11 protein-coding genes are annotated in these 13,300 nt (G+C 57.9%); 6 read left to right on the forward strand and 5 right to left on the reverse strand.

What is annotated here, in order from left to right:
- Positions 1 to 46: 46 nt before the first annotated feature.
- From MKK04_RS03195 to MKK04_RS03215, 5 genes are all read right to left on the reverse strand, one after another.
- Positions 47 to 898, reverse strand: a complete 852-nt coding sequence (locus tag MKK04_RS03195; RefSeq protein ID WP_015268388.1) for an ABC transporter permease — start codon at positions 896 to 898, stop codon at positions 47 to 49.
- Positions 885 to 1,742, reverse strand: a complete 858-nt coding sequence (locus MKK04_RS03200; RefSeq protein ID WP_054884807.1) for an ABC transporter permease — start codon at positions 1,740 to 1,742, stop codon at positions 885 to 887. The genes MKK04_RS03195 and MKK04_RS03200 overlap by 14 nt, the downstream gene beginning before the upstream one ends.
- On the reverse strand, positions 1,739 to 2,851 hold the full coding sequence (locus MKK04_RS03205; protein WP_241106227.1) for a quaternary amine ABC transporter ATP-binding protein: 1,113 nt from the start codon (positions 2,849 to 2,851) through the stop codon (positions 1,739 to 1,741). Before MKK04_RS03205 ends, MKK04_RS03200 begins: the two co-directional genes overlap by 4 nt.
- A gap of 74 nt (positions 2,852 to 2,925) precedes the next feature.
- Positions 2,926 to 3,777: a glycine betaine ABC transporter substrate-binding protein gene (locus MKK04_RS03210; RefSeq protein WP_241106228.1), complete on the reverse strand. Its 852-nt coding sequence runs from the start codon at positions 3,775 to 3,777 to the stop codon at positions 2,926 to 2,928.
- A gap of 126 nt (positions 3,778 to 3,903) precedes the next feature.
- On the reverse strand, positions 3,904 to 4,596 hold the full coding sequence (locus tag MKK04_RS03215) for a GntR family transcriptional regulator (RefSeq protein WP_241106229.1): 693 nt from the start codon (positions 4,594 to 4,596) through the stop codon (positions 3,904 to 3,906).
- Positions 4,597 to 4,936: 340 nt separating this feature from the next.
- Between MKK04_RS03215 and MKK04_RS03220 the strand changes: the two genes are divergently transcribed.
- From MKK04_RS03220 to MKK04_RS03245, 6 genes are all read left to right on the forward strand, one after another.
- Entirely contained in the window at positions 4,937 to 5,659 is a 723-nt protein-coding gene (locus tag MKK04_RS03220; RefSeq protein ID WP_241106785.1) for a GntR family transcriptional regulator, read from the forward strand.
- Positions 5,660 to 5,753: 94 nt separating this feature from the next.
- Complete coding sequence (locus MKK04_RS03225; protein ID WP_241106230.1) at positions 5,754 to 7,073, forward strand: NAD(P)/FAD-dependent oxidoreductase; 1,320 nt, start codon at positions 5,754 to 5,756, stop codon at positions 7,071 to 7,073.
- Positions 7,074 to 7,258: 185 nt separating this feature from the next.
- Entirely contained in the window at positions 7,259 to 8,587 is a 1,329-nt protein-coding gene (locus tag MKK04_RS03230; RefSeq protein WP_241106786.1) for an MFS transporter, read from the forward strand.
- A gap of 71 nt (positions 8,588 to 8,658) precedes the next feature.
- Positions 8,659 to 9,552: a dihydrodipicolinate synthase family protein gene (locus tag MKK04_RS03235; RefSeq protein ID WP_241106231.1), complete on the forward strand. Its 894-nt coding sequence runs from the start codon at positions 8,659 to 8,661 to the stop codon at positions 9,550 to 9,552.
- A 12-nt stretch (positions 9,553 to 9,564) separates the two neighbouring features.
- On the forward strand, positions 9,565 to 11,055 hold the full coding sequence (locus tag MKK04_RS03240; RefSeq protein ID WP_241106232.1) for an aldehyde dehydrogenase: 1,491 nt from the start codon (positions 9,565 to 9,567) through the stop codon (positions 11,053 to 11,055).
- Between the two features lie 125 nt (positions 11,056 to 11,180).
- Complete coding sequence (locus tag MKK04_RS03245) at positions 11,181 to 13,019, forward strand: MOSC domain-containing protein (RefSeq protein ID WP_241106233.1); 1,839 nt, start codon at positions 11,181 to 11,183, stop codon at positions 13,017 to 13,019.
- The last annotated feature ends 281 nt before the right edge of the window (positions 13,020 to 13,300 follow it).

A 13,300-nucleotide genomic window follows, 5' to 3' on the forward strand; every position in this document is an offset into this window, starting at 1 on the left:
CAAAAAGTTGTGGCGGGCCAGAACGGCCCGCCGTGTTTTCCCGGGCTTACTGAAGTTGCGGCCCAGCCCGACGGCTGAGCAGCCCTCGTGAGAGCCGGTCGAGCAATAGAGCCACGGCGACGATAGCCAAGCCCGCACGTAGGCCTAGCCCCATTTCCATGCGCGTCAGGCCGCGGGTAACTTCGGCGCCCAGGCCGCCTGCACCGACCAACCCGGCCAGTACGACCATGGCCAGCGACATGAGGATGCACTGGTTGAGGCCAACTAGCAGGGTAGGCATGGCACTGGGAAGCTCGATCTTGAACAAGATGGTGCTGGGTTTTGCACCGGTAGCCTGGCCGAGTTCCAGCAGGTCTTTGGGTACCTGGCGGAAGCCTAGCGTGGTCAGGCGCAGCATCGGCGGAATGCCATAAATGATCGTCGCCATGATCGCCGGCACTTTGCCCAGGCTGAAGATGATCACTGCGGGGATGAGGTACACCCATGGCGGGACGGTCTGCATCACGTTCAGCAGCGGACTTACGGCGTTGTCGAAACGTTTTACCCGAGCTGCAAGGATGCCGAGCGGGAAGGCCACGGCAACCGCAATCAGTACAGCCACGGACACCAAGGCGATGGTCTGCATGGAAGCGGTCCAGAAACCACTGAGCCAGCAAAAGCCCAGTAGCACGCCTGCAAGCCCTGCGCTGCGCAGGTTGATCAACAGCCCCGTCACAATGCAAACACCGGCAATCATGGCGTAAGCCGGTGGTAGCAACAGCAGCGCCTCGATCGCGCCTAGCATGGCCTCGACGAAGCGGCTGATGACGGCGAACAGCCCATGTAGGTTGGTGTTCAGCCAGTCGAACAAGGGGGCGAGGTAGGCGCCGGGGGAGAGGTTCATTTCAGTGAGCGTCATGACGTGCCTCCTCGGCAGTGCGGATGCCACTCTGTGCCAGCCGGTCGAGGATCAGGGTGAGGACCACGATCGCGATCGCTGCGTTGATCGAGCGGGCGATGTCCAATGTCCGAATGGCGCTGTAGATAACTTCCCCAAGGCCTCCAGAACCGACAATCCCTGCGATGACCACCATGCCGAAGGCCATCATCAAGCTCTGGTTGATACCAGTCATGATGCTTGGCATGGCGAACGGCAAACGGATTTTGACGAATTGTTGCCATCCGGTTGTGCCGCTTGCATTCCCCAGTTCCAGAAACGCTTTCGGTGTCATGCGGATGCCCAGCGCAGTGAGCCGTAGCACTGGAGGTACGGCAACGATGACCGTTGCCACCAGTGCTGTGCCAGTGCCGTAGCCGAGCAAGGCGATGGCAGGCAGCAGATAGATGTATGGCGGTAACGTCTGAACCAGGTCCATGGCCGGTTCACAGATGCGATTCACCGCTGGAGACAGGCCGGCCGCTACTCCGCAGGGAATACCGATTACCAGAGCAAGGCTGGTAGCGGTAAGCACCAGAGCCAAGGTGCTCATGGTTTGCGGCCACAATCCCATCAGCGCGCACATCAGCAGCGCCAAAAAGGTACCCAGCGAAAAGCGCCACCCTGCCAAGCGCCATGCCAGCAGGGCGAACAGCAATGCCACAGCATAAAAAGGTGGTACTTCCAGTACCGTATAGACCGCCTGGTACAAAGCTTTCAGCAGGTCGTTGAACAGGTCGAACAAGCCAGCGGCATTGTCTGACAGCCACATCAAGGCATTGTCGACGTGTTCATCGAAGGCGGAAGCGAAGTCTTCGGGGTTCATACGAGACCCTCCACAGACGTACGTGCCTGAGCATGGGATTCGTCGTCCCGGACACCTTGGACAGCGCGCAGCAGGTCACGCTGGCTTATCACTCCCAGCAATGTTCCATTCTCGCGCACGCCTACGGCGTCGTGGCCTGAGCGAATCAACAGGTTGATAAGGGAATCCAGGTCACTTTCGGGGGCCGCACATTGCAAGAGCTCGGGGTTTTCGTGCGGGTGGCGGGCACTGTATTCGGCAAGCGGCTGCATGATGGAGTGGGCTTTGACCAAGTGCAGGCGCGAGATCCCTGCGACGAACTCCGCTACATAGTCGTCGGCCGGGTTTAGCACGATGTCTTCGGCGGTGCCTTCCTGGATGATCACCCCATCTTTCATGATGGCGATACGGTCACCGATGCGAATGGCCTCTTCCAGGTCGTGAGTAATGAACACGGCGGATTTGCCCAAGGATTTGGTCAGTTCCCTGAACTCGTCCTGCAGCTGCCGACGGATCAGCGGGTCCAGGGCGCTGAAGGGCTCGTCCATCAGGATCACTTCCGGGTCAGAAGCGATCGCCCGGGCAAGACCGACACGCTGTTGCATGCCGCCGGAGAGTTCGGCGGGGTAGCGGTTGGCCCAATCGCTCAAGCCAACCTTGGCCAAAGCGCGCCCGGCCACCTCATGGCGTTTGGCCTTGGACAGGCCTTGCACTTCCAGCCCGAAGGCTGCGTTTTCCAAGACAGTGCGATGTGGCAGCAAGGCGACACTCTGGAACACCATGCCGATATGCTTGGCACGTACTTCCCGCAGTGCGGCAGCGTCCAGTTGGGCGATGTCGCGGCCCTTGACCAGAATTTCGCCACTTGTAGGAACGATCAGGCGATTGAGAAGCCGGATCAGTGTGGATTTGCCACTGCCAGAGAGACCCATGATGCAGAAGATCTCGCCACGGCGTACCTGCAGATTGACGTTGGAGACGCCTACAACGCAGCCATAATCCTGGAGAATTTGGGTCTTTGTCAGGCCGCGCTCGCGGTAGGCCTGCATGGCGGCCGGCGCGCGGTCGCCGAAGATCTTCCAGACACCGCGGCAATCGACCAGTGTTTCAACAACATTCTTGGTATTCATGTGTGCACCCGAACCAGAGTTTTTCTGGTGTGTTCTTGTTTCAAGTTCGGCAGTGGCAAGGTGAAACGCTGCTGTCAGTATTTTTTGATGTTTTCCCAGCGCTTGAGCAGATCAGCATGACTGTCGGTCCATTCCTTCACGGCCTGGTCCATTGTCTTGCCATCGTTCACTGCGCTGTTGATCGCACTGATGTCCGCCAGGGGTACATAAACGCTGGCGATGACTTCCCGGGCTTGTGGGTTCTCCGCTGAGAAGCCTTTCTGACCAATCCAGTAGTAGCCTTGCGCTGGAGCGAACACGCCTTTCGGATCCTTCAGGAACTTGGTGTCGTATTTGAGGGCCATCCAGGTCGGCTCCCAGAGCGTCACGGCCACCCATTCCTTGCGGTCGACTGCGGATTTCAGCGCCGCCGTCATGGCTGCGGTGCTGCCTTCGAGCAGGTTGAGTTTCAGGTCATAAGCCTTGACCGCTTTGGCGGCATCACTCATCAAGCCCGACCCGGGTTCAATCCCGACGATCTTGTTGCCGAACTTGTCAGCGTTTTCGTTGAGCTGCTCAATCGAGTCGATTGGCACGTACTTGGGCACCGCGATCGCCTGGTACAGCCCGTGAGAAACCGGCGAGATCTTTTCCAGCCGGTTCTTGTTACGGTTCCAGAAATCCTGGGCCACGTAGTCGATCTGCGAGGCGAGGATCTGCACGTCACCCTTGCTCAGGGCTGCGTAAGCGATGCCCCACTCCGAGAACGAAGTCACCTTGACGGTGTAGCCGGCGTCCTCCAGTACTTTCTTGGTGATACCGGTGATGGGCGTGAGGTCCTCCCAGGATAGGGTGCCCATGTTGATGACCTTTTCTTCGGCATGGGCCTGACACAGTCCTAAACCGATCATCGCGATTGCGCACAGTGCCTTGCGGATACGATTCATGTTGCACTCCTGCATTGTGGTGGCTGGGCGTTAAGCCCTGTTTTTGTTGAAATTCACCTGCGTGCATCCCAGGTCGGTCATCGTCCGTCCATGGCGGGCACTGCAAAACGGTCTTACGAGCGCGTGTCAGCCGCTGTTGACATCGCGTGCAACGTCTTCAACCAGGCTTTGCGGGGCGATAAACATCTGCATGTTGCAGCGCGAAAGCTCCCAGTGTTCGAACACCAAATCGACTACGGCACCTTCGTCATGCCGGCTGAAAGCTTCAATGAAGCTGTCGTGATGCTCGACGGCCAAGCACAGGTGGCGCTCCATGTCACTATTGCGTGGGCGGAAGAAGGTGTGGCCGATACGTGCGTGGTCGATTAACAGGCGACCAAGACTGGGTTCGAGATAAGGGTTGCCAGACATCTCGCCCATGATCTCGTGGAAGCGGTTGTTCTCAACGACCATCGCCCGAGGGTCGCGAACTTGGCTCGCCGTGCGAAAGCGCTCCTGGGTGGCATGCAGGTCGCGCAGTTGAGCGGGCTTGTAGTTTTGAACAGCAAGTCGACCGATAGCGGCATAAACCATGGGCGCCACCAGGAAAAAGTTACGCAAGGTGTTGTGGTTCATCGGTGCCACTCGGGCGCCACGATGTTCCTGTATGTCCAGGTAGCCTTCACCCGCCAGGCGGCGAAACACCTCTCGGACAGGGGTACGCGATAGCCCGTATCGTTCGCTTAGCCCCAGCTCGTCCAGCAATTGGTCGGGGCTGAGCTCCATGGTCAGAATCTGGCCTTTCAGATCCTCGTACAGCTCATTTTTGCCGCCTCTCATGGAACCCCCCACCGTTCACGAAAACCCGGAGTGATCACTGTTTCAAGCAGACTGGCACGGGACAAGACCGCCGTCAACGCAATTGTATTCTTTGTGTATACCTAGATAATTTTAAAAGAATACGCGTGAGCCCAGTGAACATCCGGGTTTGCGGTGGGCGCGTTGGGCATCGCTATGGTCGTGGGTTGGCATGATATTGTCGCGGACAGAAATGTGCGCTTTTAGCCATCATGATCACGCTGTACCGATGGTCGAAAAACCAGTAGACACATTGTCTAACGGCCCCTATATTCATTATACAAATTGTAGACAGAACAACATGAAAACCAAGAAAGCCGCCATGAAAGCAATCGCTGAGGCTCATCCACTGATCGGTGAAGTGCCGCTGGACCGCAAGGGCGTCCTCGCTGATGCCTTGCGCCGACGCATCCTGAGCATGGAGCTGGCACCTGGCGCAGTGGTGGATGAGCTGGCCTTGTGTGAAGAGTTTGGGTTGTCTCGCCCGCCGGTTCGCGAGCTGCTGAGACAGATCGCTGCTGAGGGCTACATAGAATTGGAGGCTAATCGAGCGCCTCGCGTGGCTGCGATGAACCACGATTCTTTGCATAGCTTTTTCTTGGCTGCGCCGTTGATCTACATAGCGACCACTCAGTTGGCGGCTACACATGCAACTACGCGTGAGATCGAGGGACTCAAGGCCATTCAGGCGATGTTCCGTCAGGCCATTGAACAGCGTGATGTAGAAAACCGTGTGCTCTACAACGATGCCTTCCATCTGGAGATCGGCCGGATGGCGCATAACGACTACTTGTTGCCCAGCCTGCGGCGCCTTCTGATCGACCACACAAGGCTGGGCAAGATCTTCTATCGACATCCGACCACTGATGATATGCAGCGCGACCTAGAGCTCGCCTGCCAGCAGCACGATCAAATGATCGAGGCCATCGAGCGTCGAGATCCTGAAACTGCCGGACAGCTTGTGCGCGAGCACTTCGAGTTGTCCCGTCGCCGCATGGCCGAATACGCGGCGCCCCAAGGGATGGAAGTGGCACTGGCCTTATGAAGTAATGCTCACCGCGCGCCAATATCCGGCAGGATGCCGGGTATGGCGAGGCGTGATGAGGAACAGACGCTAACAACAATATCTGGTTCCTGAAATGACAAAGATCACCTCGTTGCCCGCCGACGACACCACGTGTGGTTGGTACCACCTGAGCAAAGGACGGCAGATCAAAGCTCCGCACCACGGGCACACCGCCGCACGTTGGGTTGTGGTCGGCGCTGGCTTTACCGGGTTAGCCGCTGCACGCCAGCTGGCGTTGAATTTTCCGGACGACCAGGTCGTGCTGCTCGAAGCTCAGGAAGTGGGGTTCGGTTCGTCGGGACGCAATGCTGGTTTTGCCATCGACCTGCCTCATGACATCGGCGCCGACGACTACATCGGTGACATCGCCATCGCCAGAACCACGCTGAAGCTCAATCTCAGCGGACAGTCATCCCTCAAGGAGCTGGTGGAACGTTATCAGATCGATTGCCAGATGAAGCATTGCGGCAAGTACCAAGCTGCCGTAGAGCCACGCGGCATTGCCGTCCTGGATGCCTACCGGCGCGGTTTGGACAAGCTCGATCAGCCTTACGAGATGATTGACGCCGATCAGCTTCCAGAGCATATCGGTACCCACTTCTACCGCAAGGCCCTGTTCACTCCGGGTACTTCCCTTATTCAGCCCTCGGCGTTGGTAAAAGGGTTGGCAGATAATCTGCCGCCGAATGTCACGCTGTATGAGCAGACGCCGATCACTGATATCGAATACGGCGCAAAGACCGTGCTCAAGCATGCCAATGGCTCGATCACGGCTGACAAGCTGGTGCTCACTACCAACGCTTTCGGTATGAGTTTCGGCTTCCTCAAAGGCCGCATGTTGCCTGTGTTCACTTATGCCAGCCTGACCCGTCCGATGAACGAAGAGGAGCAGGCGAGGTTAGGCGGCAAGCCATACTGGGGCGTCATTCCCGCTGATCCATTCGGCACCACTGTGCGTCGCACGCCAGACAACCGTTTGTTGATCCGTAACAGTTTCAGTTTCAACCCTGACGGCCGTGCCAATCGCAAATACCTCGAACGCTTCGTGGTTCGTCATCGTGACGCCTTCGAACGTCGATTCCCGATGCTGCCAGACATGCCCTTCGAATATACCTGGGGCGGTGCACTGGCGATGTCGCGAAATCACATGGGGTATTTTGGGGAGTTGGCGCCTAACGTTTATGGTGCCCTTTGCTGCAATGGTTTGGGTGTTACTCGCGGCACCGCTACCGGCAAACTTTTGGCTGACTGGCTGGCCGGTGAGAAGAATGAACTGATCGATTTTGTTCGCCAGGCACCAGGACCGTGCGCGAACCCACCGGCGCCCTTGGTATCGCTGGGTTTGAACCTGAATCTGAAATGGGGACAGTACCGCGCCGGAAAAGAAAGCTGAGTTAATATAAAGCGCTATAACTAATTGATATTTGCCGGGCAATAATTTGCTTGGCCTGCGGTTTCTATTGCGTGCTGTTTAGGGGCGAAGTGGACTTCGACGAGACGGAGCTGAATAGGGTTTTCAGCTTCGCGGACCCGTTCGTCCTTAAACAGGCTGCACTTTGGTCGTGGCAGGAGAAAACAATGACAAATTCCAATGTATCAATCGAAGACGTACCTATTAATCGTTTTCATCAGTTTCTGACGGTACGCTCTGGCGGCGGATCGTTCGTTGACGGCTATGTGCTTAGCATCGTTGGCGTGGCCATGGCGCAGATGTCCGCCGGGCTTGGCCTGTCCAGCTTCTGGCAGGGCATGATCGCGGCCTCGGCGCTGATCGGTATTTTTTTCGGTGGCTTCTTCGGCGGCTGGTTGACTGATCGCTTTGGTCGCAAGCGCGTTTTCTTCGTCGGCCCGACCCTGTTCATTCTGTCTTCAGTCGCGCAGTTCTGGGTGGAGTCGGCGCTTGCGCTGTTCTTGCTGCGTTTTGCCATTGGCATCGCAGTCGGCATTGAATATCCGGTGGCCACTTCGCTGCTGGTCGAGTTCCTGCCCAAGAAGAATCGGGGGCCTCGCCTGGCCACCCTCACTGTGCTGTGGTTCGCTGGCGCAGCTGTGGCCTACATGGTTGGGGAAGCGATTCTTCATCACGGTGGCGATGATGCCTGGCGCATGGTCCTGGCCAGTGCAGCGATAGTCGGTAGCGTGTTGTTCATGTTGCGCCTTGGTACGCCTGAGTCGCCACGCTGGCTTATCAGCAAGGGCCGCAGCGCCGAGGCCGAGCAGATTATCAAGCGTGTGTATGGCAATGATTTCTCTCTACGCAACCTGCCGGAAGAGCCTAAAACACGGAAACTGTCGTTCCTCAGCCTGCTGCACTCCGGCTATGGCAAGCGCATGTTGTTCGTCACCATGTTCTGGACGTGCTCGGTTATTCCGGTATTCGCCGTCTATGCCTTCGCCCCGAGGGTTCTGGGCGCGCTCAACCTCAAAGGTGAGTGGGCGTCGATCGGCTCTGTCGCCATCACCTGTCTGTTCGTAGTCGGCTGCATCATTGCTACACGCCTGATCAACGGGCTTGGACGGCGTACCACGCTGCTGCACAGCTTCCTGTGGTCGGGGCTGGCGTTGCTGGGCCTGGGCGCATTCAGTAGCGGATCGGAAATGCTGATTCTGGCCTTGTTCGGCGCCTATGCACTGTTTATCGGCGGTGCCCAAGTGCTGCAGCTTGTTTACCCCAACGAACTCTTCCCTACCGAAATCCGCGCTGGCGCGGTCGGTGTGGGCACCTCCATGTCGCGGGTCGGCGCTGCGGTCGGTACCTGGTTGGTCCCGATTGCCCTCGATACCTACGGAATCGGCGCAACGATGTATGCCGCCGCCGCAGTGACTTTCGTAGGCCTGGCGTTCTCCTTCGCGCTGGCACCCGAAACCCGATCGATGAACCTGCAACAGGCTGCCTCACTCGCCTGACCTGAAACTCTGCCGCCGCGGCACGTTGTGTCGCGGCTTTCACTACCAAATGTATCCTTGGAGAATCTACCGTGAAATTTGAAGGCATCTACACCCCGGCAATCACTCCACTGGCAGCGGACGGCTCGATCGACAAAGCGGCCTTCGCCGAGGTGCTCGAGTACTTGGTCGAATCGAAGATTCATGGCGTGATCATCGGCGGCTCGACGGGTGAGTACTATGCCCACACCACTCAAGAGCGCATCGAGCTGGCTGCCCAGGCCAAGGATGTGCTCAATGGTCGCTTGCCGCTGATCGTTGGTACCGGTGGCATTCGCACCGAAGACGCCGTGGCTTTCGCCCAGCACGCCAAGGAAATCAAGGCCGATGCGCTGCTGGTCGGTACCCCGCCGTACGCGTTGCCGACCCAGCAGGAAATCGCACTGCACGTCAAAGCAGTCGACGCCGCCGCCGGCCTGCCAATCATGCTCTACAACTACCCAGGCCGCATGAGCGTGAGCATGGGTGAAGAGTTCTTCGACGCGGTGGCTGATGTGAAGAACATTGTTGCCATCAAGGAAAGCTCTGGTGACATGGCCCAGCTCCACCGCCTGGCCATCAAGCGCCCGAACATCCAGCTCTCGTGCGGCTGGGACGATCAGGCCCTGGAGTTCTTCGCCTGGGGTGCCAAGAGCTGGGTTTGCGCCGGCTCGAACTTCATCCCACGTGAGCACGTGGCCCTGTACGAAGCCTGCGTGATCGAGAAGGACTTCGACAAAGGCCGCAAGATCATGGCCGCCATGATGCCGCTGATGGACTTCCTCGAAGGTGGCAAGTTCGTACAGGCCATCAAGAACGGCGTTGCCCTGAACGGTCTGAAAACCGGTGGCGTACGCAAGCCGCTGTACGACCTGGACGAGGCCGAAAAGCAGGAACTCAAGCGTGTGGTCACCGAACTGAAAGCCACCATCGCCCAGATCAAATAAGGAGACTGGAACATGGCTGAATTGCTGAGCAAGGCACAATACGCGGCCATCGCTGCCGACCTGCAACTGCGCACCAAGGCGTTCATCGACGGTGAGTTCCGCGATGCCATCTCCGGCCGCACGTTTGTCACCACCAACCCGGCTACCGGCAAGCAACTGGCTGAAGTCGCCGCCTGCGACGTCAACGATGTCAACATCGCCGTGGCCGCGGCCAAGCGCGTGTTCGAAGAAGGCACCTGGTCGAAGATGCAGCCGAACGACCGTAAGCACGTGCTGCAGAAGTTCGCCCAACTGCTGGAAGACAACGCCCATGAGCTGGCGGTCTTGGAAGCGCTGGACAGCGGCAAGCCGGTCAGCGAGTGCCAGACAGTCGACGTGCCGGAAACGATTCACACCATCCGCTGGCATGCTGAGCTGATCGACAAGATCTACGACGCCACTGCCCCGACCGGCAACGCTGCCGTGACCATGGTCGTGCGCGAAGCCATCGGCGTGGTCGGCCTGGTGCTGCCTTGGAACTTCCCGCTGCTGATGCTGGCCTGGAAGATCGCTCCGTCGCTGGCCGCCGGTTGCTCGATCGTGGTCAAGCCGGCCAAGGAAACCACCCTCAGCGCCCTGCGCGTGGCCGAGCTGGCCCATGAGGCGGGCATTCCTGCGGGCGTGTTCAACCTAGTGCCTGGCGGTGGCCGTGAAGTGGGCGAAGCCATTGGCCGCCACATGGACATCCCGATGGTCAGCTTCACCGGTTCGACCGACACCGGCCGCCTGTTCCTGAAATACGCCGCCGAGTCCAACCTCAAGCGCATTGTCCTGGAGCTGGGTGGCAAGAACCCGGCCGTGGTCATGAACGACTGCGAAGACCTCGACGAGGTGGCCCAGTTCGTCACCGCCGGTGCGTTCTGGAACATGGGCGAAAACTGCTCGGCCTCGTCGCGCCTGATCGTCCACAAGGACGTGAAAGACGAACTGCTGCGCCTGATCGCCAAGCACCTGAAGGACTGGAAGCTGGGCGACCCGCTTGACCCGGACAACCGCCTGGGCGCCATGGTCAGCAAGTCGCACTTCGAAAAGGTGAAGTCGTACCTGGAATACGCGGCCGAGCAGAAACTCAGCATCGTTCAGGGCGGCGAAACCGAGGAAGGCGTGTTCGTGCAACCGACCATCGTCGACAACGTTGGCCGCGGTAACAAGCTGTTCGTCGAGGAAATCTTTGGCCCGGTGCTGAGCGTGACCAGCTTCGAGACCATCGATGAGGCGATCGAGTTGGCCAACGATACCGTCTACGGCCTAGCCGCTTCGGCCTACACCGGCAGCCTGCGCAATGCGCTGCGCCTGTCGCGTGAAATCCGTGCGGGCGTGGTCACGGTCAACTGCTTCGGCGAAGGGGATGTGACTACGCCGTTCGGTGGTTACAAGGAGTCTGGCTTCGGTGGGCGGGACAAGTCCATCTGGGCCCATGATCAGTATACGGAGCTGAAGACCATTTGGATCAACGCTTCGTGACTGGTGGGACGCGGGTGTTGCAATCGCCTGCGTCCTGATCCGCGCTGTTCTGACGGAGTTCGGTGCGGACCCGGCCACTGCCCCCTCCGGGCAGTGGCTTTTTTGCATCAGTGGCGAGCGTCTGGGTGATCGGCATTGCATGTATCGAACAATTCAGCCCCGTCAGGTCACGCTGGGCTTCAAGTGGTTCCTACGAATTTGTGAAGAGGGCATGTCAGATGGCTCACGTCGTTTCGCTGTTCCGCTATCCAATAAAGGGCTTTGAAGGTGAAAAGCTGGACAGTGTCTCGCTGGAATACGGGAAAGGTTTTCCAGGCGACCGTGCGGTAGCCATTTCACGAAGTGGAACGGCGGCTGGGGCCGCCCCGTATCAACAGCTCACGACAAATCCAGCGCTTGTTCATTTTCTACCTGGCAAAAGCCTGGGCGCAGCGACGCTCTATGAAAGGCAGCCGGTGCCTCGTGGAGATTTGTTGACCGATCCAGAACTACTGGCCGAATTTTTTGGTGTGCAAGCACGCGTTGTTCATCGAAACGATTGTCTCGGCCATTGGGACTTTGACGATTCGGCACTGTCCATTATCAATGTGAGGACAGTACAGGCACTAGCTACGCTAATGGGCGTAACGATCGACCCCATGCGTTTTCGAGGCAACATCTATATCGATGCTGAACCATTTTCGGAATTCGGATGGCTTGGCAAAGGTGTAGATTTTGGTCAGTCCCGTCTCTCGATTGTCCGGCCAATCAAGCGCTGCCGAGCGACGTCGGTAAACCCGCAGACGGGCGACTTGGACATGAACATTCCCGCCCAACTGAACCGACATTTCGGTCACATGTATTGCGGTGTCTATGCACAGGTCGAGCAAGCAGGAACGCTATTACCTAAGGATAGAATTTCAGCGACGCAGGCGCATTACACCGAAAGGCTGGCAATAGCTGCCAAGGTTCCAAGAGCACCTGCGTTGGTTTCCTGGCCGCGTCCTGCAGAAGTCGTTGAGATTTCTCAGGAAGCATCGGGCATTCGCTCAGTATGGCTCCGAGATCCCCTGGCCGTGCTTGGCTCGCTGGATAGCTTTGTGGCTGGGCAGCATGTTGCTGTTCATCACCTGACAGAGGATGGCACGTGGCGCCGCTACACCGTCTCAGGCATTGAGGGTGATCGGCTACGGATCACGGTGAAACAGGGGAGTGGTGCCGGCTCCCAAGCTATACATGCTTTAGAAGTAGGGCAGCGTATACATCTGACAGGCCCCTCAGGCCCAGATACCTTCAGTTTCGACGCTCCAGCTAATCTCTTTCTTACAGCGGGAATAGGTATAACCCCGACGATCACCAAGCTGAAAGCGCTCGCGGAAGCTAACTACCCGCATCCTGTACGTGTTGTGCACACCGTGAGATACAGCGATGATCTAGCCCTGTGGAATGAGGTTAGTACGCTGGTGGGGCGGCTAAGCAAAGGTACTATCGCTTTGCATGTGACTCAGGGGAAGAATGGAATAGAAGGCGCGATCCAACGCAGGCCGGACATCACCGCGTTGGTCACCGATGCTGCCAATAGTGGAGCTGCAATCCATGTTTGCGGGCCTGAAGGTTTTCAGGGCCAGATACAGAACAGCGTGATTCAGGCAGACGCTGCCGATCGGCTGCACATGGACACCTTCGCAACCCCCGACAGTCCAGTTGAGATGCGCAAAATTCCTGAGTGTGGTCCATACAAGGTCACTTTCAGCAGGTCAGGCATTTCGGCGACTTGGCATCCATCGGATGGCCCTCTCCTCAGCTTCGCAGAAGCCAAAGGGCTCGTACTTCCGGCCCATTGTCGTGCCGGTTTATGCCAAACCTGCGGGTGCGCGGTGTTGGACGGAGAAATTCAGGCTCTCACTGACTTTCCGATAACGAAAGCTGGCTATGCATCCCTGTGCGCAGCAGTACCCGGAAGTGACATAACGCTGGATTGTTAAACGGTTAAAATCTTTTTGCTCTTTTCAATCCACCCAATGAGCTAGCGCCTTCACCGCCAACGACCGCTAGGGGTCCAGGCTGTGTGAAAATCCTCCGAGTAATAGAGCTGTTCAATAAACAACCTAAAAATCGTGCTTCTACGAGTGTTCTGGGTTAGTTGAGCAGCCAAGCTTTTCCAGATTCCGTGTAGGACCGCGATCCTGGAAATTCAGCTGAGGTTTCACACAGCCTGAGTCGATAGCTGCCATCCCCCAGAAGAGCCAGTGGCTGACTTTGGCGA

This window comes from Pseudomonas sp. LS.1a (assembly GCF_022533585.1).
Taxonomy (GTDB): domain Bacteria; phylum Pseudomonadota; class Gammaproteobacteria; order Pseudomonadales; family Pseudomonadaceae; genus Aquipseudomonas.